The 23,909-nt window shown below is 67.3% G+C and carries 24 protein-coding genes; 15 read left to right on the top strand and 9 right to left on the bottom strand.

Annotated elements, in window-relative coordinates; all coding sequences use genetic code 11:
• Nucleotides 1–301: 301 nt before the first annotated feature.
• The 3 genes from QH195_RS26840 to QH195_RS26830 all read left to right on the top strand — a co-directional run bounded on the left by QH195_RS26840 (nt 302) and on the right by QH195_RS26830 (nt 3,129).
• On the top strand, nt 302–1,588 hold the full coding sequence (locus tag QH195_RS26840; RefSeq protein ID WP_280437457.1) for a glutaminase: 1,287 nt from the start codon (nt 302–304) through the stop codon (nt 1,586–1,588).
• A gap of 75 nt (nt 1,589–1,663) precedes the next feature.
• On the top strand, nt 1,664–2,137 hold the full coding sequence (locus tag QH195_RS26835; RefSeq protein ID WP_280437456.1) for a carboxymuconolactone decarboxylase family protein: 474 nt from the start codon (nt 1,664–1,666) through the stop codon (nt 2,135–2,137).
• Nucleotides 2,134–3,129, top strand: coding sequence for a pirin family protein (locus tag QH195_RS26830; RefSeq protein WP_280437455.1), 996 nt, complete (start codon nt 2,134–2,136; stop codon nt 3,127–3,129). The genes QH195_RS26835 and QH195_RS26830 overlap by 4 nt, the downstream gene beginning before the upstream one ends.
• A gap of 55 nt (nt 3,130–3,184) precedes the next feature.
• On the opposite strand, the gene QH195_RS26825 is transcribed toward QH195_RS26830, so the two are convergent.
• Together QH195_RS26825 and QH195_RS26820 are read right to left on the bottom strand one after the other, a co-directional pair.
• Nucleotides 3,185–3,382 (bottom strand): ferredoxin, encoded by a 198-nt coding sequence (locus QH195_RS26825; protein WP_280425462.1) that lies wholly within the window; start codon nt 3,380–3,382, stop codon nt 3,185–3,187.
• 4 nt (nt 3,383–3,386) lie between these two features.
• Entirely contained in the window at nt 3,387–4,676 is a 1,290-nt protein-coding gene (locus tag QH195_RS26820) for a cytochrome P450 (RefSeq protein WP_280437454.1), read from the bottom strand.
• A gap of 142 nt (nt 4,677–4,818) precedes the next feature.
• Between QH195_RS26820 and QH195_RS26815 the strand changes: the two genes are divergently transcribed.
• The 5 genes from QH195_RS26815 to QH195_RS26795 all read left to right on the top strand — a co-directional run bounded on the left by QH195_RS26815 (nt 4,819) and on the right by QH195_RS26795 (nt 9,711).
• Nucleotides 4,819–5,967, top strand: coding sequence for an acyl-CoA dehydrogenase family protein (locus tag QH195_RS26815; protein WP_280437453.1), 1,149 nt, complete (start codon nt 4,819–4,821; stop codon nt 5,965–5,967).
• A gap of 30 nt (nt 5,968–5,997) precedes the next feature.
• Entirely contained in the window at nt 5,998–7,227 is a 1,230-nt protein-coding gene (locus QH195_RS26810) for an acyl-CoA dehydrogenase family protein (RefSeq protein WP_280437452.1), read from the top strand.
• Nucleotides 7,228–7,255: 28 nt separating this feature from the next.
• Nucleotides 7,256–8,176 carry an LLM class F420-dependent oxidoreductase gene (locus QH195_RS26805; RefSeq protein WP_280437451.1) on the top strand — a complete coding sequence of 307 codons (921 nt, stop codon included), beginning with the start codon at nt 7,256–7,258 and terminating at the stop codon, nt 8,174–8,176.
• A gap of 10 nt (nt 8,177–8,186) precedes the next feature.
• Nucleotides 8,187–9,053 (top strand): SDR family NAD(P)-dependent oxidoreductase, encoded by an 867-nt coding sequence (locus QH195_RS26800; RefSeq protein WP_280425467.1) that lies wholly within the window; start codon nt 8,187–8,189, stop codon nt 9,051–9,053.
• 235 nt (nt 9,054–9,288) lie between these two features.
• On the top strand, nt 9,289–9,711 hold the full coding sequence (locus QH195_RS26795) for an Hsp20/alpha crystallin family protein (protein ID WP_280437458.1): 423 nt from the start codon (nt 9,289–9,291) through the stop codon (nt 9,709–9,711).
• 531 nt (nt 9,712–10,242) lie between these two features.
• Here the strand turns inward: QH195_RS26795 and QH195_RS26790 are convergent.
• Nucleotides 10,243–10,701: a MarR family winged helix-turn-helix transcriptional regulator gene (locus QH195_RS26790; RefSeq protein WP_280437450.1), complete on the bottom strand. Its 459-nt coding sequence runs from the start codon at nt 10,699–10,701 to the stop codon at nt 10,243–10,245.
• 103 nt (nt 10,702–10,804) lie between these two features.
• Between QH195_RS26790 and QH195_RS26785 the strand changes: the two genes are divergently transcribed.
• Nucleotides 10,805–11,407 carry a TIGR03086 family metal-binding protein gene (locus QH195_RS26785; RefSeq protein ID WP_280437449.1) on the top strand — a complete coding sequence of 201 codons (603 nt, stop codon included), beginning with the start codon at nt 10,805–10,807 and terminating at the stop codon, nt 11,405–11,407.
• A 33-nt stretch (nt 11,408–11,440) separates the two neighbouring features.
• On the opposite strand, the gene QH195_RS26780 is transcribed toward QH195_RS26785, so the two are convergent.
• Nucleotides 11,441–12,538 (bottom strand): serine hydrolase domain-containing protein, encoded by a 1,098-nt coding sequence (locus QH195_RS26780; protein WP_280437448.1) that lies wholly within the window; start codon nt 12,536–12,538, stop codon nt 11,441–11,443.
• A 317-nt stretch (nt 12,539–12,855) separates the two neighbouring features.
• On the opposite strand from QH195_RS26780, the gene QH195_RS26775 reads away from it, so the two are divergent.
• Entirely contained in the window at nt 12,856–14,448 is a 1,593-nt protein-coding gene (locus QH195_RS26775) for a bifunctional 3-(3-hydroxy-phenyl)propionate/3-hydroxycinnamic acid hydroxylase (RefSeq protein ID WP_280437447.1), read from the top strand.
• Here the strand turns inward: QH195_RS26775 and QH195_RS26770 are convergent.
• Nucleotides 14,429–15,190: an IclR family transcriptional regulator gene (locus QH195_RS26770; protein WP_280437446.1), complete on the bottom strand. Its 762-nt coding sequence runs from the start codon at nt 15,188–15,190 to the stop codon at nt 14,429–14,431. The two genes, QH195_RS26775 and QH195_RS26770, sit on opposite strands and share 20 nt — an antisense overlap.
• 206 nt (nt 15,191–15,396) lie before the next feature.
• On the opposite strand from QH195_RS26770, the gene QH195_RS26765 reads away from it, so the two are divergent.
• Genes QH195_RS26765 through QH195_RS26755 form a run of 3 tightly spaced genes read left to right on the top strand, consistent with a single transcriptional unit; the run spans nt 15,397 to nt 18,045 of the window.
• Entirely contained in the window at nt 15,397–15,987 is a 591-nt protein-coding gene (locus QH195_RS26765; RefSeq protein WP_280437445.1) for a VOC family protein, read from the top strand.
• A complete protein-coding gene (locus QH195_RS26760; protein ID WP_280437444.1) occupies nt 15,984–16,913 on the top strand; it encodes a fumarylacetoacetate hydrolase family protein in 930 nt (309 codons plus the stop codon). The genes QH195_RS26765 and QH195_RS26760 overlap by 4 nt, the downstream gene beginning before the upstream one ends.
• A 31-nt stretch (nt 16,914–16,944) precedes the next feature.
• A complete protein-coding gene (locus QH195_RS26755) occupies nt 16,945–18,045 on the top strand; it encodes an alpha/beta hydrolase family protein (protein ID WP_280437443.1) in 1,101 nt (366 codons plus the stop codon).
• Here the strand turns inward: QH195_RS26755 and QH195_RS26750 are convergent.
• Nucleotides 18,021–18,818 (bottom strand): AraC family transcriptional regulator, encoded by a 798-nt coding sequence (locus QH195_RS26750; protein WP_280437442.1) that lies wholly within the window; start codon nt 18,816–18,818, stop codon nt 18,021–18,023. The genes QH195_RS26755 and QH195_RS26750 overlap by 25 nt on opposite strands.
• Nucleotides 18,819–18,876: 58 nt before the next feature.
• Between QH195_RS26750 and QH195_RS26745 the strand changes: the two genes are divergently transcribed.
• Nucleotides 18,877–20,211, top strand: a complete 1,335-nt coding sequence (locus QH195_RS26745) for an MFS transporter (protein WP_280437441.1) — start codon at nt 18,877–18,879, stop codon at nt 20,209–20,211.
• On the opposite strand, the gene QH195_RS26740 is transcribed toward QH195_RS26745, so the two are convergent.
• Complete coding sequence (locus QH195_RS26740; RefSeq protein ID WP_280437440.1) at nt 20,092–20,940, bottom strand: helix-turn-helix transcriptional regulator; 849 nt, start codon at nt 20,938–20,940, stop codon at nt 20,092–20,094. The two genes, QH195_RS26745 and QH195_RS26740, sit on opposite strands and share 120 nt — an antisense overlap.
• 138 nt (nt 20,941–21,078) lie before the next feature.
• Here QH195_RS26740 and QH195_RS26735 point away from each other — a divergent pair, with 138 nt between their 5' ends.
• Complete coding sequence (locus tag QH195_RS26735; RefSeq protein ID WP_280437439.1) at nt 21,079–21,858, top strand: NAD(P)H-dependent oxidoreductase; 780 nt, start codon at nt 21,079–21,081, stop codon at nt 21,856–21,858.
• 287 nt (nt 21,859–22,145) lie between these two features.
• On the opposite strand, the gene QH195_RS26730 is transcribed toward QH195_RS26735, so the two are convergent.
• A complete protein-coding gene (locus tag QH195_RS26730; RefSeq protein ID WP_280437438.1) occupies nt 22,146–22,937 on the bottom strand; it encodes an NAD(P)-dependent oxidoreductase in 792 nt (263 codons plus the stop codon).
• 103 nt (nt 22,938–23,040) lie between these two features.
• On the bottom strand, nt 23,041–23,865 hold the full coding sequence (locus QH195_RS26725; protein ID WP_280437437.1) for an NAD(P)-dependent oxidoreductase: 825 nt from the start codon (nt 23,863–23,865) through the stop codon (nt 23,041–23,043).
• Between the last annotated feature and the right edge of the window lie 44 nt (nt 23,866–23,909).

The following is a 23,909-nucleotide window of genomic DNA, read 5'->3' as shown; positions in this document are numbered from 1 at the left end:
CGTGGGGCGGGCGGACAGCATGCGCAAACACCTCACCGTCGGGCGGGTGTGCCCGCTGTGCCCCCGTAATCGGCGGACGCACGGTTATTAATTCGTCGCGGCCGGGGGTGTGTCCCGCCGGCCGACACCTACCGACATCGCCCTGGTCACAGGCGCTACCGGAGCCGGGGCATGAGATCTGCGCGCGTACGTTGCGGTGTCGCCGTTCGGTCCGGCGTCGACGAGCATCAGGAAGGCACACCACGAGCTCAACGCTGACGACACAGCGCAGCAGGTCGCATATCCACAGAGAGGCGCACGAATGCGGTCGGTCGTTCCCGACTATCTGACCGAGGCACTCGGAGATGTCGCGCCGGACACCTCCGGAGAGACGGCGGGTTATATCCCCGAGCTCGCGGCAGCCGACCCCGAGCGCCTCGGCGCCGTCTTCGCCATGGTCGACGGCGCGATCTACGGTGCCGGCGATATCGATACCGAGTTCACGATCCAATCCATCTCCAAGCCGTTCACCTATGCGCTGGCACTGGCCGATCGCGGTTTCGACCCCGTGCTCGCCAAAGTCGGTGTCGAGCCGTCGGGAGAGGCCTTCAACCAGATCTCCCTCGAAGGCGATACCGGGCGCCCCTACAATCCCATGATCAATGCCGGCGCGATCACCGCGCATTCGCTGGCCGGTGCGCCGGAACTGACTCCGGCAGAGCGCGTGGAGCGGGTGATCCACGGCCTTTCGGCGTTCGCCGGTCGCCGGCTGACGATAGACGAGGCGGTGTGCGCGTCGGAACTGGAGCATGCGCACCGCAACCTCGCCATCGCGCATATGCTCCGCAGCCACGACATCCTGACCGAGGACCCGAGGGCCGTCGTCGACGGCTACACCCGCCAGTGCGCCGTGCTCGTCACCACGCGAGATCTCGCCGTGATGGCCGCGACGCTGGCCAACCGCGGGATCAATCCTGTCTCGGGTGAGCGGGTGATATCCGAACCGGTGGTGCGTCAGGTGCTGAGCGTCATGTCCACCTGCGGAATGTACGACGCGGCCGGTGACTGGGCGACCCAGGTCGGTATTCCGGCGAAAAGCGGGGTGGCCGGGGGTCTCATCGGCGCGCTGCCCGGGCAGATCGGCATCGCCACGTTCTCACCGCGACTGGACTCGCACGGGAACAGTGTTCGCGGGGTGTCCCTGTTCGAACGGTTCTCCGCCGATATGGGTCTGCATGTGATGGAGGTCCCGGCCGCTGCGCGCGCGGTCGTGCGATCCGATCACGTCGTCGGTCGTGGGCCGGACGCGATCAGGGTCCTGCAACTGCAAGGTGGAATCGGCTTTGCCGCTGCCGAGCGGATAGTTCGAGTGGTAGTGGAGACTGCGCCCGCAGAGCCGGCGGTGGCTTTGGATCTCACCATGGTCTATTCGATCGACGACGTGGGCAGGCGCATGCTGCTGGAGGTCGTGCGCCGGCTCACGCTGGATGGCCACGAGGTCTACCTCGTCGACCCGGAAGCGATCATTCCCGATCCCGATCCCGGCGACGGCGGCCGGGTCACGGTTGTCGACGAGGTCGGACAAGCGGTCGATTCGAATACGCGGTAGCGCCGGGCACGCGCCACGATAGATGTACCGGAGAGCGGAGGACGGGTGTGCTGTCACCGCGGAAATGGAGACACGATGCGTCCGTCCTTGGACCGGGTGATGCCCGAGGCGTGGAAGGCTGCGAACGCGTTCGCGTCGGCGATTCGCGAGGCGGCGTCGCAGCGCGGGCTCTCGGTCCAGGAGTCCGAGTTCATCAAACTGCGGGTATCACAGATCAACCGGTGCGCATTCTGTGTGGATCTGCATTCGCGCGAGGCCAGACGGGCCGGGATAGCGCAGCAGCAGCTGGACTTGCTGCCGGTATGGCGGGAGGCCGGATTGTTCGACGACCGGCAACAGGCGGTGCTCGCGGTCGCCGAAGCCGCCACGCTGCTCCCCACCACCGAAGACTCGGAGGCCGATCTCGCGGGCGCCCGATCGGTTCTCGGTGCGGAGGCATTCGTTGCGGCCGAGTGGGTGGCGGTCGCGATCAACGCGTTCAACCGGATCTCGATCCTCAGCGGGCATTCTGTGCGTCCCCGCGATACCGAAGGGAAGATCGTTCGATGACCGACCACGACACCCGCCCCGGTCTGGAAGTCCTGGATCACGGGCAGCCGTGTACGGCGCCCGAGATCCTCGAGCCGCGCGTCGTGCCGCTCGGCGGCGTGCGGGAGATGACCGTGTACCGGACCCTCCCGCAGCGGCAGCGGTCGCTGGTGGGGGCGTGGTGCTTTCTGGATCACTACGGTCCCGACGACGTCTCGGTGACCGGGGGTATGCGGATGCCGCGGCACCCGCACACCGGGCTCGCGACGGTGTCCTGGCTGTTCACCGGACGCGTCGAGCATCTCGACTCCGGCGGTAACGCGGCCTCGGTCGTGCCGGGAGAGCTCAACTTGATGATCGCGGGCCGTGGTATCACCCATCAGGAGCTCAGCGACCCCGGGACGAGCACCCTGCACGGCGTGCAGCTGTGGTACGCGCTGCCGGACGGGACGCGGTTCGGCGAGAACGCGTTCGCGCACTACGCGCCCGAGCCGGTGACACTTCCCGGCGCCACGGCACGCGTGTTCCTCGGCGCGCTGCTCGGGTCGGTCTCCCCGGTCGATACGCGCACACCCGATCTGCTCGGTGCCGAACTGATCCTCGAGCCCGGTGCCTCGGTACGGCTCCCGGTACGAGCAGACTTCGAGCACGCGGTCCTCGCCGAGAACACCGAGGTCACCGTGAACTCGGCTGTTGTCGGCCATCGCTCGCTGGTCTACGTGCCTCCCGGCTCCGAGACGTTGATCATCACTGCGGGCGACACCGAAGCCCGCGTCGTCCTGCTGGGCGGTGTCCCGCTGCGGGAGCAGATCGTGATGTGGTGGAACTTCATCGGACGCGATCACGACGAGATCGTCGAGTACCGGCGCCGCTACCAGGCCGAGCTCGGCTTCGAACCCGCCGACCCGCGAGATGCCGGCAAACCTGCCCTGTTCGGCGAGTTCCCGGCCGGCCAACTGCCGCCACTGCCGGCTCCACCCCTACCGAACGCCACACTGCGCCCGCGCCGGTAGCGCGCAGGCGCAACACCTCCGGTGGCTCTCGGTGGCCGGTCGGGAACGCGCGCGGCTAGCTCTCGTCGACGATCTTGATAGCCCATTCCGGACAGGCGTCCTTGGCGGTCTGCACCGCCTCGGTGAGGTCCTCGGGGATCTCGGTATCGACCGCTTCGGCGTAGCCGTAATCGTTGAGTGTGAAGACTTCCGCGCACAGGGTGGTGCAGATCCCGTGACCCTTGCAGGAGTCGGCGTCGACGATGACCTTCATGGACCTAACCTTCCGTACGGTCGAATTCGAGGTGCAGGGCGGTGATTCCGCGGAGGATGAAGGTCGGCAGGTAGGTGTAGTTCCGAGCGCCCGCCGGACCGTGCACGCTTTCGTCGATGCGGATATCGGTGGTGCGTTCCAGCAGGCGTTTGATCGCGACCTTCGCCTCGGCACGCGCCAGCGGAGCGCCGGGACAGGTGTGGATACCACGGCCGAACGCGATATGGGAGCGAGCATTCGACCGCTGCGGGTCGAAGGTGCCGGGGTTCTCGAACCGGCGCGGGTCGCGGTTGGCGCCGCCATTGGACAGCATCAGCACCGTTCCGGCCGGAATATCCACACCGCCTACCGTGGTGTTCGTCTTCGCCATCCGGAAATCGCCCTTCACCGGGCTTTCCATCCGCAGCATCTCCTCGATGAAATTGCCGATCCGCTCATGGTCTTCGCGCAGCCAGCGCTGCAATTCCGGATCCTCGGCGATCATCTTCAGCGACGAGGACAGCAACCGCACGGTGGTTTCCTGGCCCGCCGAGAACAGGTTGGCGGCAACGCGCACCACATCCAGCACCTCCGGTTGGCTGCCGTCGGGGAACGTGGCCTCCGCGAGGCTGGTGAGGACATCGTTGCGCGGGGCGGCCCGGCGGTCCTCGATATAGGCCGAGAACTTCCCGTAGAGGAACTCGATCGGGTTGTGTGACATGCCGCCTTCGCCCTCGGTGCTGCCGACCGTTTGTTTACGGTGCGGGTCGCGCTGCAGGGCGTTGAGGAACTCCTCCTGATCCTCCTGGGGTACGCCGAGGAGGTCGGCGATGATGTAGAGGGTGAAGGGGCCCGCGAAATCGCGGATCATATCGCCCTTCCCGGCGGCCAGATACTCGTCGAGCACCTTATCGGCCATATCCCACATCGCCTCCTCGTTCTCCTTGAGGCGTTTCGGGGTGATCAGCCGCATGAGCAGGCCGCGATGCGCGGTATGCGTGGGCGGGTCCAGGGTGGGCAGCTGGTCACTGAGCGGCAGCGAATCCCGGTGTTCGGCGATCAGCGCGTCGACATCGGAGTTCTCGTCGATGGGGGCGGGGAAGCCCGGGAACGGGCCGGTGACCGAAATGCAGGAGGAATACCGCTCGGCATCGTTGAGAACTTCCAGTGCCTCGTCGTAGCCCGTCACCATCATGACGTTGTGGTGCTTCTCCCGGGTCACCGGGCACTGTTCGCGAAGCGCGTCGAAATACGGGTACGGATCGGCGACCAGCTCCTGCCCGAGGAAGAAGTCCAGATCCTGGAAGTTTTTCACGTGACGGTTCCCTTCGCTCCGCCGGCTCCTACCGCCACGAGCAGCTCCGCCGGTTGACTTCCGCATTTGAGAATATAACTCTCATCTGTGAGTATGAGATTTCCACACGCCGTGCCGTGCGTCAACCGGAGGACCGGAGAACATGACCCTCGATCTCACCGCTGACCAGCGGCTCTTCCAGCAGACCGCCCGGGAATTCCTCGCGGAGACCGTTCCGGTGGCGACAGTACGCGCACTCGGCGAGGCCGAAACCGGATTCGACCGCGATTGGTGGCGCTCGGCCACCGAACTGGGCTGGACCGCCATGCTGGTCGCCGAGGAACACGGCGGCGGCTCCATCTCCGGCCGTCCGCTCACCGAATTATCGCTGGTCGCCGGCGAGCTGGGCCGTGCCTGCGCGCCCGGGCCGTTCGTCACCACCAACGCGGTGCTGGCCGGGTTGGCCAGTGCCGGTGCGGGATTCGGTGACACGATCGCGGCGGTGGCGGCGGGGGAGCAGGTCATCGCGTGGGCGGTCTACGAACCCGGCCGCGGCATGGAGGTGATGCACACGGCGAGCGGGGAAGTGGGCGCGCGGGTGAAGGCGACGCCCGAAGGCGCGGGATACCGCCTGAACGGGATCAAGGACCGGGTGGAATCCGGGGACCAGGCCGGCCACTTCCTGGTGACCGCGCACGCCCCCGACGGCCCGGTGCAGCTGCTCGTCGCGGCCGATGCCCCCGGCGTCACCGTAACCCCTACCTGGACCCTGGACCTGGTCCGGCGCACCGCCCGTATCGATTTCGACGGGGTCGTGGTGCCGGCGACCGCGGTAACACATACCGGAGCGGCCGCCACCGCCGCGGTACGCGCCCAATTCCACACCGCCGCAGTGCTCACCGCGGCGGAAACAGTGGGCGCCACCGAGGTGGCGGTCGAATCCACCCTGGGATGGCTGAACGACCGATTCACCTTCGGCCGGCCGCTCGCCTCGTATCAGGCGCTCAAACATCGCATGGCCGACAACAAGACCTGGCTGGAGGCCTGCCGGGCGACCGCCGGTGCCGCGGCCGCGGCCTGCGACGACGATCCGGATACCGCGGACGAAGCGGTGAGTGTCGCGAAATCGTATGTGGGCGCGAAGGCTCCGGTGATCGGGCAGGACTGTGTACAGCTGCACGGCGGGATCGGGGTCACCTGGGAGCACGATCTGCATCTGTATCTGCGGCGGATCGGACTGGGCCGTGCGCTCTACGGCACACCCGAGGAACACCGCCGCCGGATCACCGATCTTCTCGTCGCCGCCGCCTAGCGCGACGCACCTCCTGGAAGGCAAACCGCCATGACCACCGATGTGGAACCCGTCGCCGAATTCCGTGAGCGCGCCCGGAACTGGTTGCGTGACAACCTTCCCCCGGCCCTCCCTGGGCAGGCACCGCCCGACAGCAAAGAGGAGTGGGACCGGGCTCGGGAACTCCAGCGCAAGCTGTACGACGCCGGATTCGCCGGAATCTGTTTCCCGAAGGAATACGGCGGACTCGGTCTCACCCCGGCACACCAGGCGGCATTCACCGCAGAGTCCTATCCCTACGAGATGCCGGTCATCCTGAATGTGCCCACGCTGTCCATCTGCGCGGCGACCCTGCTCGACCTCGGCACCGAGGAGCAGAAGCGCGAGCATCTGCCCGCGGTACTGCGCGGCGACGAACTGCTGGTGCAACTGCTGTCCGAACCGCGCGGCGGATCCGATCTGGCGGGCCTCACCACCCGCGCCGACCGGGACGGCGACCGGTGGATCCTCAACGGTTCGAAGATCTGGAGTTCCGGCGCCTACGCCGCCGACTACGGGCTGTGCCTGGCCCGCACCAACTGGGAGGTGCCCAAACACCGCGGACTCACCATGTTCCTGGTGCCGATCGGGGCGCCGGGGGTCACCGTCCAGCGGATCAAACAGGTCACCGGTTCCACCGAGTTCTGCCAGGAGTTCTTCGACGACGTCACGCTCGGTGACGATGCGGTGATCGGACAGGTCGACAACGGCTGGGAGGCGACCTCGCGGCTGCTTCATCACGAGCGGGCCGCGATCGGCGGGACCTCGCCGTATATGAGCGGCGCCCGCCCGCACCTCGGCGGCGAGGAGTCCCCGATCCTCGACATAGCCCGCCGGCTCGGCAGGCTCGACGATGCCCGGGTTCGGGAGGATATCGGTGAGGCCCGCGCGATGATGGTGGTTCGCGACCAGTTGATCGACCACATCACTCGCAGCATCGTGGCCGGTGAGCTACCGCCGGCGGCCGGCTCGATCACGCGATTGTTCAGTGCCGAGAACTCCTGGCTGCAAACCGATATGGCGGTGAAGGTCGCGGGTGCGGATGCCGCGACCCATACCCCCGGTGACCCGCTCGATACCGCCAAGATCGGCACCGACTATCTGTTCCGTGCCGCCTGGAGCCTGGCCGGTGGTAGCACCGAGATGGCTCGCAACGTGATCGGCGAACGTGTCCTCGGTATGCCTCGCGAGTACGCCGCCGACCGCGACGTGCCGTTCAACGAGGTGAAAAGGGGCCGCTAGGGCGGATCCCGCAGATTCGGAGGCAGTGATGCGCTACATCTTCCATTACCCGGAAACCGGCGGTGTGGACGGCGATGTCCTCGATGCCGGGCCGCTGGGCGAGGTCGCGGTGGCGGCCGAAAAGGCCGGTTTCGCCGGGTTCTCGTTGAGCGAGCATCCGGCGCCCGGCGCACGCTGGCTGGGCGCGGGCGGGCATCAGACGCTGGACCCATTCGTCTCCCTGGGCTACGCGGCCGCGCTGACCCAGCGGATCAGATTGATCACCTACCTGTCGGTGGCGCCCTACCGCAATCCCATGCTGCTCGCGAAGGCGGCCGCGACCCTGGACAAACTATCCGGTGGCCGGGCGGTCCTGGGAATCGGCACCGGCTATCTGAAAGGTGAGTTCCATGCGCTGGGAGTCGATTTCGACGAACGCAACACACTGTTCGACGAAGCGCTCGACGTGCTTCCGCTGCATTGGAAGGGAGAGCCGTTCAGCTATACGGGCAAACATTTCAGTGCCCGCGATGTGCAGGCCCGCCCGGCCCCGGTCCAGCAGCCGATCCCGATCTGGATCGGCGGTAATTCGGCATTGAGCCGACGCCGGGTCTCCCGTGCCGCGCACGGGTGGATTCCGATGTCCGGTGGTGCCGAACTCAGCAGTACCGCGCGGACCCCCGAACTCGGCGGGATCGCGGAACTGTCCCGCAAGATCGCCGAAATACGCGGATCCGCGGCGGATGCGGGGCGATCCGATCATATCGATCTCGTGTACTCCTACAGCCATACCGGCCTCACCGGCCCGGGTGCCGAACCGGGCCCGCATCGGGAAGCGTTCGGTGAACTGGCGCGCGCCGGGGTGGACTGGATCGTGATTTCCACCAGGGCGGGTGTGCACGACACTCTCGACCCGGGCATCACGCTCGATTTCCTGGCCGAGTTCGGCGCGACCTACATCGACGGATAAGGACGATCGAATGGGCTGGTTCGAGGAACGCGGTGGTCTCGCGGGCACCGTGGCCGTGGTGACCGGTGGTGCGGGCGGACTGGGTGGCGCGATCGTCACCGATCTGGCGGACAACGGCGTCCGGGTCGCGGTCCTCGATATCGACCCCACGGCCGCCGGTGAACTACGGGCCGCTCTCACAGACCGCGGGCACGACGCACTCGTGGAGCAGGGCGACGCGCGTGATCCCGCCGAACTCGCGGCCCTTTTCGCGGCCGCCCGGGCTCGCTGGGGCCGGCTCGACACCCTGGTGAACGTGGTGGGCGGTACCTTCCGGGCCCCGTTCACCGAAACTCGGCCCAAGGGCTGGGAGGCGCTGCTGCGCACCAACCTGACCCATGTGCTGCATGCCTGTCATCTGGCGGTCCCGCTGATGCGGGCGGGCGGGCGCGGCGGCAGCATCATCAATATCACCACCATCGAAGCACACCGCGCCGCACCGGGTTTCGCAGTGTACTCGGCGGCGAAAGCCGCGGTGGAACAGTTCGCGCGCACGCTCGCGATCGAGGTGGCGCCGGACGGGATCCGCGTCAACAACATCGCCCCGGACTTCGTTCCCACGCCGAACCTGGAGCGTATCGGCACCGGTGACAACGCGATGATGGACCCGGACGGGGTGAAGGTCGCCATTCCGATGGGCCGGGCCGGGCGCCTCACCGATATCTCCCACTGCGCGGTCTTCCTGGCCTCCGGGCTGTCGGCGTATCTCACCGGCACCACCCTGCACCCGGACGGCGGCACCTCGGCCTCCGCCGGCTGGTTCAACTGGCCGGACGAGGGCTGGGCCAACCACGCCCCATTGCGGGTGTTGCGGGAGAGTGGCGAAGGTCCGCGCTGATTCGATCCGGGCGACGGGCGTGCCTTGCTCGACCGTGCCCGGCCATCCCCGGAATCCCCGCCGATTCCGGCCGGTGGCGATCGTGGTCACGGGGCCGTCGCATCTCTGACCACCAGGTTTCCTCTTATAGGTCTTGCACTCGGCTCACCGGAGTGCTAAAAAATATCTGTGCCTGTTGGCACAGATAATCTTAGTTCTCTTCAACAGTGAATGGAGTGAGCTGGAGGTGGCGACCATGCTAATGCGTACCGATCCCTTCCGTGACCTGGATCGTCTGACGCAAGAAGTGTTCGGCACTCCTGCCCATCCGGCTGCGATGCCGATGGACGCCTGGCGCGACGGCGACAAATTCTTCGTCGAACTGGACCTGCCCGGTGTCGATCCCGAATCGCTGGACCTGGATGTCGAACGAAACGTGCTGACCGTGCGGGCTTCGCGCCCGGAACTCGATGCGAACAGATCCATGCTCGCCGCCGAGCGCACCCGCGGCGTGTTCAGCAGGCAGCTGTTCCTCGGCGAGAACCTCGATACCGAGGCGATCCGTGCCGACTATCGCGACGGTGTGCTGCGGTTGGTGATCCCGGTGTCGGAGAAGGCCAAACCGCGCAAGATCGAGATCGCCCGGCATGACCAGGAGCGTCAGGCGCTCACTGTCTGACAGGCCTGGCCGGCACCGAACGTAGGAGGTCGGCCGTGAGTATCCCGGTCGGTATCGAGGAGCTGTCGGGTGAGCACACTCGGCTACTCGCTCTGGATCCCGATATCGAGGAGCTGTTCGCCGAGGTCGACGAAGCGCTGTGGGCTGCCCGAGTTCGATGGGTGCCGCGGTTGTGCACGGTGTCCTGTTCGCGGCCGCAGTCTGCGGTTCGCCGACGGCGGCGATCCCGGTGCCGGGGGCGCCGGCCGGATCCGATGCGGGCTCGCGAACGTGGTCCGCCCCGGAAGTGGTGTCCCCGGTGTCGAGCAGAAAGCAGGAAAGCGAGGTGATGCCGGTCCGCTGTGTTTTTATCGATCAGTTCTCCATCATCTCCGGCAACGGGTGGGCTCGGGCTGTGCGGTTCTGTCGACCGAGCCCACCTGGTCGCGGTCGGAGCGGCTGCGAAACCCACTCCGGCGGGGCCGAACACGAGCCCGGGACTGTGCCGGAGCCGTGTGGTTGCTCGCCCCGACTCCGTTCACCGGCCATCGCTCAACCGGTTTCGCGGGTATTTCCGTCCTGCTGGTGGGGAAGTGTGGCCAAAGTGGTCAAGGCGCTGAGGAATCCGCGACGGTCGGCCGGTGACAAATGCTTCAATATCTGTTGCTCTTCACGGGACTGGATCTCGGCCTGGGCCTGTGCGACGACCCGGTGACCCTCGGCGGTGAGCTCGAGTAGCCGGGCGCGGCGGTCGGCCGGGTCGGGGGTGCGGTCGAGAAGTCCGCGTTCCTGCAGATCGTCGAGCACCGCGATGATACGGGTTTTGTCCGCACCGATCTCGTTGGCGAGTACACCCTGGCCTCGGGCAGGGCCGCGGCTGAGCGCGACCAGCACGCTGTAGGCCCACATGGTCAACCCGTATGCCTCGAGGACCGGGCGTTCCATGGCGATGAGTGTGCGGGTCAGCGGCGCGAGCATTGCCGCCAGGTCCGGACGGTCCGTTGATCCCATGAGCCGAATTTACCGGGTGTGGTGTGCCCTGATCTGTCGCCGTTCGGTGGGTCCGAATTAGTAAGCATGGACATATGATAAGCGGAAGCCTACTATTTCGGGCATGACTACAGACCTTCGCGAGCTCGACCGGACCGCCGTGCTCGCCACCCTGAAAACCGCCGAACTCGTGACCCCGGACCTGCTCGACCGCGCGACCCCCTGCGCTGCCTGGACCATCGGTGACCTCCTGGCTCATATGGCCGCCCAGCACCGCGGTTTCGCCGCCGCGGCCCGTGGCGACGGAGGCGATCTCGCCCTGTGGCAGCCGCGCCCGCCCGGACCGCGGACGAGCGAGGAGTACGCCGAATCCGTCGACGAGGTGTTGGCAGCCTTCGCGGCGGACGGTGTGCCGGAGCGCCTTTTCGCCATGCCGGAATTCGGTCCCGGTGTCACCGTGCCCGGACGTCAGGCCATCGGATTCCATCTGGTGGACTACGTGGTCCACGGCTGGGATCTCGCGCGGGCCGTCGGGCAGGACTACGAACTGGACCCGGCCTGCGCCGAACCGGTGTTGCGGATCGTCGGGCAGATCCCCGACGGTCCGGAGCGGGACAGCCCGGAATCCCCGTTCGCGCACGCACTCCCGGATACAGGCGCCGGTACCGCGCTCGACCGAATCCTGCGCATGCTCGGCCGGTCCCCGAACTGGCCCGAATCGAACTGAACCGGTCGGCATTCCGGCTACCGGTCGACGCGCTCACCCGGCGACATCGGCGTACACGGCGCGGACGAGATCCGCGAACGGGTGCTGCGGGTGTGGGCGCTCGTCGAAGAACTCGTTGTGGCAGATCATGACGGCGAGCTCTGCATCCAAATCGGCAAACCCGAGGGCTCCTCCGGCGCCGGGGTGCCAGAGGACGCGACTGCTTCGGAAACCCAAGATCTCATCGCATGCGGGTAGCGCTGAGCCCACCATCAGTCCGCCCGTTCCGATGACGGCTCGTGGGCCCGCGATCGAACCGGCCGGGTGGATGCATCCTCGAGGTGTCAGGAAGGTCTCGACGCGATCGGCGGGCAACAGGCGCTTTCCGCCGAGCTCGCCGCCCTGGGCGTAGAGCGCCCAGAGGCGTGCGCCCCCTCGTGCGGTCACCCACGCCCCGCTCGGATCGATCCGGTCTCGGTACGCGGCCGTGTTGATCTCGTGGTCGGCGGTGACGGTGAACTTCGCCGGATCCCCATTGAGAATCTCCCCCTGGACCACGGCGACATTTGCCTGCGCCGATTCCGGTAGCCGGTGCCAGACCTCGGTGATTCCCAAGGGTGCATGGACCTCCTCGCGAACGAGGTTCTCGAACGATCGGCCCGCTGGGTCCACCCGCCGGGCGATCTCCCCCACGACGTATCCCCAGGTGCGCGCGTGATAGGTGTTCCGGTGGGCCGGATCATCGCTCGGGGCCGAACGTGCGAGACGTTCGACCATCCACTCCCAGTCGCCGAGTAATTCCGGTGTCGCATCGCCGGGCAAGTCGGAGAGGCCGACGCGGTGGGTGAGGGCATCGCGCACCGTCGACGACTCTTTGCCATGCGTGCCGAACTCCGGCCAGAGGGACGCCACCGGCTGGTCGTAGTCGAGCAGCCCCCGTTCCACCTGCGCGTGCAGGGCGGTCGCCGTGGACACCTTCCCCGCGGAGGCCACCCAGAAGATCGTGCCGGAGTCGACTTCGTGTCCGTAGTGCGACGCTTTTCCCGCACTGATATCGATGACGAGCTCACCCCGGTGGTACGCCGCGACTTGGAGGCCGAGCTCGCCGCGCGAAAGTGCCTGGTCGATCGCGTTCGCTACTGCGCTTCCCATCGTCGAAACCATCCCGTTCATGTGTCGGCCAGTGGATTGTGGAGCGGGACGGACAAGTCGAGGTGCACGAAATTGCGACTATCGGCTGTCTGTTCACCAGAACGCGATCTGTAAGATAGAACACATCCCCGATCCACGCAAGGGTTTCCGCCGGTATGGACTGGGGAGGAATCCTGACGGCATAGCTCTGCTTGACAGACTATGTTCTGCTCAACAGAATGACGAATACTCGCACTCGACCGCTGTCGCGGTGCAAGTCCCGCGCGGCCCGCCGGCCGCGCCACGGATCGATGACGCAAGGCGAAAGGCCGCAGCACATGACTCCTTCCGGGGACCCCCACACCATCTCTGCCGATTCTCTGGACGCGGACGTCCTGATCGTGGGGTACGGCCCTGTCGGCCAGAGCCTGGCCGCCCTGCTCGGTAGGGCGGGACACCGCGTCATCGTGTGCGAACGGCGTTCCGGCCGGTACGAGACGCCGCGTGCCGGTCACTTCGACCACGAGATCATGCGAGTCTTCCAGGCGATGGGCGCCGCCGACGCGGTCGGTCGTATCGCCGATCCGGCGCGACTGTACGAGTTTCTCGATTCCGGCGGGGAGGTCCTCGCCCGGCTTCCGCGGGAGTGGGCCGCCCCGTCCGGGTGGGACGCTTCGTATCACTTCTACCAACCCGAACTCGAGGACGTCATCGACGCGGTGGTGCGTGAGATTGCCACCGTGGACCTCCGCTTCGGCGATGCCGTCGTCGACCTCCGGCAGCACAACGACTACGTCGCGGTGACATCGGTGAGCGGTAGCGTCGTCACCGCTCGCTACGTCGTCGGCGCTGATGGCGCGAACAGCGTGGTACGGGACTTGTGCGACATCGGCGCCGAGGACTTGGGCTTCCGTGGGGACTGGCTCGTCGCCGATATCCGCCCGAAGCCCGGTGCATCCGCCCTCGATATTCCGCACACGGGACAGGTTCTGAACCCCGAGCGGCCGAACCATATGGGCCGGGTGGCCCAGCGATACTATCGCTGGGAGTTCATGCTCGTGGACGGTGATGATCCCGCGGAGATGGCGACTCCGGACACTGTGTGGAAGCTGCTGCGGCCATGGATCGGGCCGGACGCGGGCGAGCTGATCCGGCAGACCGTCTACCAGTTCAGATCCATTGTGGCGGAGACGTTCCGCGCCGGATCGATCCTGTTGGCCGGTGACGCCGCGCACGTCATGCCTCCGTTCCTGGGACAAGGTATGAGTTCCGGTATTCGCGACGCCGCGACGCTCGCCTGGATTCTCGACCTTGTCCTGAGTGGTGCAGCGGACCCGCAGCTATTGGATCTGTACACCGCCTCGCGTAGGCCGCAGGTCTTGGCATACATCGAGGAGTCGATCCGGATCGGGACCGTCGTCTGCGAGACCGATCCGGTACGCGCGGCGCATCGCCGCGAGACCCTGCGCTCGGCGACCGAACTGCCACCGCCGTTCCAGCCGCCGGTCGGGGCCGGATTTCGCGCCGGTGACCCGCTGGCCGGCCGTCTGGGTGTCCAGCCCTGGCTGCGTACAGCCGATGGCAGGACTCGCCGCTCCGACGACATCCTCGGTAACGGGTTCACCCTGTTCAGCCTTGCCGAACTCGACGCGGCTGCGGGTGCGGCGGTCGCCGAGCTCGGGAACTCGATCGGCTTGCGATCGGTGGTGGTGAATTCCCCCGAGGGGCTTCATGAGGACGGCGAGATGTTCAGTCGGTGGATGAAGGAGGCCGGTGTCATCGCAGTACTGGTTCGCCCGGACTTCTACGTCCTCGGTTCGGCGTCCGAACCCGCCGGGGTGTCGGCACTGCTCGCCTCGCTACGGCCGACACTGTCGCCGGCCTGGCCGGCGTCGACCTGGGAGACGGCCGCTAGGTCAGAGCGCCGCTGAGCCGGTCGGTCGCCTCGAGTAACGCATGAGCGTGACCGACCAGCTTGTCCTCGGTCAGCCGGAACGACGGCCCGGAGATGCTGATGGCGGCGCGGACATTGCCTGCCGCATCGCGAACGGGGACTGCGATGGCATGCAGACCCAGCTCGCTCTCGCCGAGATTCACCGCGTAACCTTGCCGGCCGACGGTCTCGAGTGCATCTTCGAGCTTGCGCCGGCTGGTCACCGCTTCGGCCGTACCGCCCTGGATACGGCTCCCCGGATATCGTTCCCGCAGCTCTTCGCGGGTCAGCGACGCCAGCAGCACCTTGCCCGCTGCCGACGCGTGCGCGGGTGCCCGGTCGCCGGTCCGTTCCGCGGCGCGGATCGCGAATCGCCCCTCGACACCGTCCAAGAACACGATCGTCGTGCCGTCGAGCACGATCAGGTGCGCTGTCTCGCCGATATCCTGGCACAGCCGCTCGAGTGTCGGCCGCACCTCGGCTCGTAGGTCGTTCGCGCCGATGACCGCGATACCGAGCTGCACGAGCTGCGGGCCCGCTGCATAGCCACGCGTCGTGCCGTCCTGGCGCAGCAGCCCTTGGGACTGCAGGGTTGTCAGCATGCGGTGGGCGCTGGACCGGGCGATGCCCAACTCGGCTGCTACCTCGGCCACACGGAGAATGCGTTGGCCGCGCAGCATCAGTAGGACCCGGGCGGCGTTCTCCACCGACTCGATCGGATAGCTTGCCAGCGCCGACATCGGTGCCCTCCACGGTGATGAGACGAATGAAGACCACGCCCGGTGGCGGTCGCACTTTATCACGAACCCACCGAGATCATTCTGTTGTGCAGAACAGTGTATGCGGAGATGATGGTGGGTGTTCTATTGACAAGAACGTAGTCTGCTGAACAGAATATCTGCGGGTCGAGGACATCGATCACTCATTGCTGAAAAGGACATGCTCCATGTACGCGCACACCGACTCCCCGCGCCGGAAGGTCGCAGAGCTCGGTCACGTCGGCATCCGCTGCCTCGACGTGGGCAGACAGCTCGCGTTCTACACCGAGGTGCTCGGGCTGGTCGTCACCGATCACGACCCCGCCCTCGGTAACTACTTCCTGTCCGCTCGTCCCGACGACGAGCACCACGAGCTCCTACTCGCGAAGGGGCGTGACGTGCCCCGCGACGGCCGCTTGATCCAGCAGATCTCGTTCCGTTGCGAGACGTTCGATGATCTCCTCGGGCTGTACCACCAGCTACAGGAACACGGGACCGAATTCGACATGATCGTGTCCCACGGCAACGCCGTCGGTGTGTATTTCTTCGACCCCGAAGGCAATCGGGCCGAGGTGTATTGGCGGACCGGCCTGGTGGCACGCCAGCCGTTCGTCGAGACCATCGATATCGAAACTCCGGCAGATGAGCTCATGGCCGCCATCCGCGCCTCGGTGGACAAGTACGGGACCGCGGGGTTCACCGAAGAAAGCTACGAGCGGTGGACGCACAACCAAGCGGGAGCGAAGGGCGCTGCCACGAAAGAGAAGGTCGTGAAATGAAGTTCGTTCGATTCGCCCGCGCCGGCGGTGTGGTACAAGTAGCGGTCGTCGCCGCCACCGGCTTCCGAGTCCTGCACGGCTACACCGACCTTCTCCCGCTGATCGAGTCCGGCGAAGAAACATTGCTGGCCGCCGGACGCGAGGCCGCGGCTTCCGGCGAGGAAGTGGATCCCGTGGAGGTGCGGATCCTTTCGCCGCTGGAGACGCCCCCCGCCTTTCGGGACTTCTACGCCTTCGAACAACACGTCCGTGCCGGTCGGGCCTGGCGTGGACTCGAGATGGACCCCACGTGGTACGAGATTCCCGTCTTCTACTTCTCCAATCCATACGCGTTCCGCGGCGACGGTGAGATCCCCATGACCCCGGGAGCAACGAAGTTCGACTTCGAGCTCGAGGTGGCGGCGGTGGTGGGCAAGGCGGGCTCGAACCTGACCGTCGAGGAGGCAGCCGATCACATCGTCGGCTACTGCGTCCTCAACGATTGGAGTGGTCGTGACGTGCAGCAACGCGAGATGACGCTGTCCATGGGTCCGGTGAAGGGTAAGGACACTGCCACCGGCCTCGGACCCTACCTGGTGACCGCCGACGAGCTCGCTCCGTTCGCGGCGGGCAACGGCTTCGACAGGGCTATGACGCTGACGGTCAACGGCCGGCTCTACACCGAGGCGAACTGGGCCGATGTCCACTGGTCGTTCCCGCAGATGATCTCGTATGCCTCGCGCGGTACGCAGGTCCGGCCGGGAGATGTCATCGGATCGGGCACGTGCGGTACGGGTTGCCTCCTCGAGCTGTCCCGCACACACAGTGAAGAGGCCTACCCGTGGCTGAAGGAGGGTGACGAGGTTGTCGCCACCATCGAAGGGCTCGGGAGTCTTCGCAATACGATCGTCGCCGCCGACCCCGTCCACCCGCTCGACCGCAGCTGATGCCGGTCCGGCCCTCGACTATCGGAGCCTCATGACCGAACTCACGGAAAAAACCGAGGAACCGGCAGACGCCGTCAAGGCACGGGCCGCACTCCTGCGTTCCATGACGCTGACCCGAATGCTCGATTACGGCATGGATCATTGGGATGCGACCCGACTCACCGGTGCACCGGCCACCCAAGCCTGGGACGGCACCGCGGCCACACTCGCCGAAGCCCAGCTCGCCCGGGCCACGGCCGCTGTCGAGCACGGCAATATCGAGACGGCGGTCAACTGCTACCGGTGGGCAGCGGCCGCGCTGGTAGCCGCTCAGATGGCCCACAACTTCGACAACGCCGCCAAGCGCTCTCTGTACGGCCGGCTGTCGCGGGCCTACGAGGACGCGGCCCATCTCGATACCGAACTGCGTATCGAACGACTGGCGATCCCGCACAAGTCGAGCCACTGCAACGCGTGGTTCATCCGTCCTCGGACGGACCACCCGGCCCCGACGGTCATCATCGTGGGAGGGCAGAGTGGATGGGGACCTGCCTACCATCGGCAGGCCAGAGCCCTCACCCGGCGGGGGCTGGCCGCCGTTCTGCTCGAGGCTCCCGGGCAGGGCGAAACACGGATCTTCAACGGTCTACACCTGGACGAGCGCGTGGATGAGGCGTTCAGTGCGACGCTGGACGCCGTGCACGAACGTACCGGTTGCGGCGGCCCGGCCGGGGTGTGGGGCAACAGCTTCGGCGGATTGATCGCCGCGCGCGCCGCCCTCCACGACAGTCGCTTCGGCGCATGCTGTGTCAACGGCGCACCCTCGCGACCGGAACCCGCACCGTTCCGGACGGCCGGTGAGCAGGCGCGAGCCCTGCTCGGTGTCGGCAGCGACGATGAGGTCGCAGACACCTTCCGTACGCTATGGATCGATCCGGCGGTCGACCGCACATCAGCGGCCGTGCTCGTGCTGCACGGCGAGGCCGACCCGCTGATCACACTGGATCAGCAGCGCGCCTTCCTCGACCTTTCGGCCGACTCGTCGCTGCGAGTGTGGGAGGACGGCGAGCACACCATCTACAACCATGCCGCGGAACGCACGGATTTCGTGGCCGACTGGTTCCGCCATCAGCTCGACCGGGACACCCTCTGACTTCGGGTGCTTGCCGCTGGGGCTCTGCCCGGCGGTGGGCCGGGGAGGTGGGTGCCGGGGGTATGGCCGAACGTCTTGCGGAAGATATCGATGAATGCGCTGGCCGACGCCCAGCCGCAGCGGTGCGCCACGGCGGTGACGGGGACGTTTTCGGCGAGGAGGATCAGGGCGTGGTGCAGGCGTAGCTGGGTCCGCCATTGCGGAAAGGTCATTCCGAGATCGGTGCGGAACAGTCGTGACAGGGTGCGGTCGCTGGCCCCGGTCGCCCGCCCGAGTTCGGTCAGGGTGCGAGTGTCGCCGGGGTTGTCGATGAGGAGGGCGCACACCGCGCGCAGGAGTGGCGTGGTGGGGCTGGGCAGGTGCAGGGGCTGCTGGGGTGAGCTGCGGAGCTGGTCCAGCAGGACCGCACGCAGGCGAGCGCGTTCGGGGCTTTCGCGGGTGTCGCGGGTGTAGGCGATGATCAGCTCCCGCAGCAGCGGACCGACCATCAGGACGGTCGGCGAGGTCAGGCCGAGCGGGTTGATGCTGGCGGACAGGCCCAGCAGATGCAGCTCCAGCTCGCCGTGGGCGCGATGGGCGTGAACGGTCCCGGCGGGCACCCAGATGGCGTGCGTGCCCGGGGCGACCCAGGTCCCGGCGTCGGTGGTGATGGAAAGGACGCCGCGGCCGGCGTAGATGATCTGGTGGTCGTCGTGGCGGTGGGCGTCGATCCGCGCGCCGGAGCAGAGGAACTGGGCGCGGGTCGGCGCGACCGGCTGATGGCGGATTTCCATTACAGAATGGCAGTTTATCGGAAGCGCGCCGGGTGCCCGGATTGTGAGCATGGTGTTCGTGTGCCGAAACACCGCCGTTCTGCTGTTGTCCACCGGTCACGCCTGCGTCGATTTCTACCAGGGCGCGGTCGCCGCGCTCGTACCGGTCTTCGTCGCCGAGCGTTCCTACACCTACGCTGCGGCGTCGGGCATCGTCCTGGCGGCATCGCTGCTGTCCTCGGTGGTGCAGCCGGTATTCGGTGCGTTGGCCGACCGGTGGCCGATGGCATGGCTGTTACCGGTGAGCACGGTGGTCGCCGGTACGGGAATCGCGGTCAGCGGGCTGTCCGGGTCGTACGCCCTCACACTGGTGTGTGTGGCGATATCGGGGATCGGGGTGGCGGCCTACCATCCCGAATCCGCCCGGGTCGCGCGGGCCGCGAGCCAGGGCAGCCACACCTCGATGGCGTACTTCGCCACGGGCGGCAATATCGGGTTCGCGCTGGCACCGGTACTGGTCGCGGCCACAGTCGCGGCCGGGGGATCGAGCTGGACACCGCTCCTGCTCGTGCCGGCGCTCGCCGGGGCAGCGGCGACCCTGCCGGTCCTGCGGGCGCGGCAACAGCACCGGGCCGCGGGTATCGCGGAGTTCGCGCCGGCCGGTCGCGACGATATCGCGTCGTTCGGGCGGATCTCGCTGGCCGTGGTGTTCCGCTCGATCGCTTTCGTCGGGTTGAGCACCTTCATATCGCTGTACGTCCAGCAGCGTATGGGTGGAAATTCGGCCGCGGGCACGGTGGCGCTGTTCGTGCTCTACCTCGGTGGTGTGCTCGGGTCGGTGCTGGGCGGGTCCCTGGCCGTGCGCTGGGACCGAGTGACCGTCGCCCGGTGGTCGTACCTGTTCGCCGCCGGGGCGATCGCGGCTGTGGTGTGGGTGCCGGGTCCGGGTGTCTATCTCTTCGTGGCGGCGACCTCGGTCGGGCTCTACGTACCGTTCTCACTGCAGGTGACCCTCGCCCAGGACTACCTGCCCTCGCGGGTCGGTACCGCGGCCGGAGTCACCCTCGGACTCACCGTCAGCATCGGAGGGCTGGTGAGCCCCGTTCTCGGCCATCTTGCCGACAGCACCTCGTTGCAGATCGCGTTGCTGCCGCTGATCGCGATGCCTCTGCTCAGCGGGTTGTTGTTCTGCAGTCTGCGCGATCCAGGCATTCCACGGGCGAACGCGCCGGCCGCCGCGAAGGTCCGAGGGCGTCTCGAATGCCGCGGTTGCGGGGTACGGACCGGTGGGAAACTACTCGAACACCGGAGTGGTCGCCGGGGTATCCGCGGCGCTGTTGTCCGCGTCCAGGCCGGCGAGCAGGCGCAGCCCGTCCGCGGCGGGGCTGCCGGGCACAGCGGAGAGAACCAGTAGCTCCAAACCCGTTTCGTCCGGTAGGGCGAAATTCTCCTGGTGCAGTTCCAGCAGTCCGACCAACGGGTGCCGGAACGCCTTGCGTCCATGGGTACGGGCGCGCACATCCGCCCGGGCCCAGAGGCGGCGGAAACGCTCGCTGCCCATCGCCAGTTCGCCGATGAGCGAGACCAGGCCGGGATCGTCGGGGAATTTACCCGCGGCCAGGCGCAGATGCCCGACCGCGTCGAGGGTGCAGGTCTCCCAGTCCGCGTACAGGCCGCGCTCCGCCTCCTCCAGGAAGATGTGGCGGGCGGTGTTGAGGCCGGGTATCGGCCGGCCGTAGAGCAGCCCGGCGAGGCGGTTGCCGGCGAGTACGTCCAGGCGGTGGTTCATGATCAGCGCGGGCGCGCCGGCGACCAGGTCCAGTACCCGGAGCACCTCCGGGCGGACCTGCCCGCCCGGTGTCTTCGCGCGGCGGCGGCGCTGCCGGGCGAGCCGGTAGAGATGATCGCGTTCGGTCTCGTCGAGGCCGAGAACGCGGGCGAGCGCGTCGAGGACCTGTTCGGAGGGCTGGGTAGCGCGGCCCTGCTCCAGGCGCACGTAATAGTCGACGCTCACTCCGGACAGATGCGCGACTTCTTCGCGGCGCAATCCTTCGACCCGGCGATGCCCGTCGGCGGGGATACCGACAGCCGCCGGGTCGACTCGGGAGCGCCGGGTCCGGAGGAATCCCGCGAGATCGTCCATGTCCCCAGTATGGCCGCGCCCGCGCCGGCGAAGGTGGTCCTGCCGATACCAGGAAGCCCGGTCCGATGGAAGCGGCGCCCCTGAACGCCGGGCGCCGGGGCGCCCAGGATCGAAGACACCCGATCCGAAGGAGCCGTCATGAAAACGCTGATCGTCTACGCCCACCCCGAACCGGAGTCGCTCAACGGTGCCCTCAAGGACCTCGCGGTGACCACGCTGGCGAAGGCGGGGCACGAGGTGCAGGTGAGCGATCTGTACGCGATGAACTGGAAGGCGGTCGTCGACGCCGCGGACTACGGCCCCGCCGCCTCGAACCCGCTGAAGGTCGTCCGCGATTCCGGCCGGGCTTTCGATACCGGAGACCTCACCCCGGACGTCCGCGCCGAACAGGAGAAATTGCTGTGGTCGGACACGATCATTTTCCAGTTCCCGCTGTGGTGGTATTCGATGCCGGCCATCCTCAAAGGCTGGGTGGATCGGGTGTTCACCTACCACTTCGCGTACGGCGTCGGCGAGCACAGCGACATCAAGTACGGCGAGCGCTACGGCGAAGGCACCCTCGTGGGCCGGAAAGCGCTGCTGTCGGTGACCATCGGCGGCCAGGAATCGCATTACTCCGCCCGCGGGATCAACGGTCCCGTCGAGGATCTGCTCTTCCCGATCCACCACGGCATCCTGTACTACCCGGGCATCGACGTGTTGCCGCCGTTCGTGTCGTACGGTGCCGACCGGATGACCGCGGCGGACTACCCGGACCTCGCCAAAGCCTGGGAGCGTCGCCTGCTCACCCTGGACACCACCGAGCCGATCGCCTTCCGCCGGCAGAACTTCGGGGATTACGAGATCCCTTCGCTCCAGCTGAAACAGGGCCTCGAACCCACCGGCCGCACCGGTTTCGGATTGCACGTGCGCGGCTGACACACGGCGCCGACATTGATGTGCGTGCGGGCGGAGCACAGCGAAACGAATCCTGTCCGATGGCTGCACGGCTCTGCTGCTGCCGCCGTCGCCGGTTTCCTCGCCCGACCTCGCAGCGGTCAAGCGAGTGGGTGGATACCGGAGCACGAATTCATGGAGCACGCCACGCATCCGAAGCAGGGAACGGAGCGGCCGGAAGTTCCCGGTGACAGCCGGTGGTAGCGAGCGGCCGATGTGCCGGTCGCTGTCTTCGCTCGGTGGGGCCAACGCCTTCCCGACGTGTGTCTTCAGGCGGGTCCGACGGCTGCGCGGATGGCGGGGTCGAGGAGACCGAGATCGCTGCCGAGCTGCCCGGCGAGGTCGCGGGCCACCGCGACATCTTTGCGCAGAAAATCACCGACCGATTCGGAGAACGCCGCGACCGAACCCTTGGCCGCGACACTGAGAACCGCGCGGCTCGAACTACTGGCGTGGGGGAGCGCCGCGAGGACTTCCGATTCGGCGAGACCCAACTGCCCGGCGAGCCGGACGGCCTCGGTGACCAAGCCGATCTGGGCGGCGAACAGCGCGTTGTTCACCAGCTTGACCCGCTGGCCGTTGCCGAGGGCGCCGACCGGCAGTACCGGGTCCGCGTAGGCCGCCAGGACAGGCCGAGCCCGTTCGACAGCTTCCGGAGCCCCGCCGAGGAACACCGTGATCGCGCCGTCGGCGATATTGTGCGGGCCACCGCTGACCGGGGCGTCGACCACATGACAGCCGGCGGCCGCGCCGATCGCGGTCGCGGTATCGGGGCTGCCTGTGGTGTGCAGGATCAGTACCGAGTCACGCGGCAGGGTGTCGAGCAGACCGCTACCGAGGCAGACCTCGCGGACCTGGTCATCGGTGAAAACGCAGATCACCACCGCCTCCGCGGGCTCGCCCGCCTCGGCTGCCGAGCCGACGGTGATCGCGCCGGCGGCGGTGATCGTCTCGCGGGTGGCGGGATTGCGCCCGACGGCGCGCACACTGTGCCCGGCGGCCACGAGGCGCCGGATCATGGGGACGCCCATCCGGCCGGCGCCGACGAATCCGATACGCACTCGGTTCTCCTTCGATCGTGGACGCCGGAGCTTCCCGGCGCCCGAGCGGGCTGCTGCGGTCCCGCTGCCGCGGGCGCAGTATCGCGACCGCGGCCGCCCCGGGTCAGCGCGGTTTGCCCATGAGGGCCAAGGTCGCGTCGGCGGTATCGAGAACGGCCCCGGGCGTGGCCCCGGCCGCTGCGGCGAGTTCACTGATCAGCCGGACGTCTTTACGCAGCAGGTCGCCGGCATGTTGCGCGATCGGATCCAGGGATCCACCGCCCGCCAGGATGCGGCTCAGCGCGAAGCTGTTCCCGCTACCGTTGCCGATGACCTCCCCGAGACGCTGCGGACTCACCCCGAGCTGCTCGCCGAGTGCGAGCGTGCTCACGGCGGTGGCCATATGGGCGGTGAAGAGCAGATTGTTCAGCAGTTTGGTGGTCTGCCCGGCCCCGACCTCGCCGAGGTGCACCACCGGGTTCGCATAGGTGCCGAACACCGGCAGGCAGCGCTCGACGGTATCGGTATCGCCACCGGCCATCACCAGCAACCGCCCCGCCTCGACAGCCGGCGCACCGCCACTCACAGGTGCGTCGATCAGCGAAATTCCTCGGTCGGCCGCTTTCCCGGCGAGATCGCGGCAGGTGTCCGGATGGACGGTGCTGTGGATCGCGATCACGGGCCGCTCGGTGCGTCCGGCCGCGGAGGCGGCGAAGCCGGCGAAGATACCGTCCTCGCGTTCGAGAACTTCCCGGACATCCGCGTCACCGACCACACACAGGCACACCAGATCGCTTTCGGCGGCCAGCGCGGCCGGGCTTTCGGCCACCCTCGCCGCAGTATCGGCATACGGTTCGACCGAGGCCGCGCGGCGCGCCCACAGTGTGGTCGGGTAGCCGCCCTCGACGATCCGGCGGGGCCAAGGCCCCCCCAGACAGGCCAATGCCATGAATGCGGCAGGCTAAAGAATATGAAGAGCCCGGTTAAGGGAAA

This window comes from Nocardia carnea (assembly GCF_029868855.1).
GTDB classification, from domain to species: Bacteria; Actinomycetota; Actinomycetes; order Mycobacteriales; family Mycobacteriaceae; genus Nocardia; species Nocardia carnea_A.
Note: the sequence above shows the minus strand (reverse complement) of the source record. Positions and strands in the feature narration are given on the sequence as shown.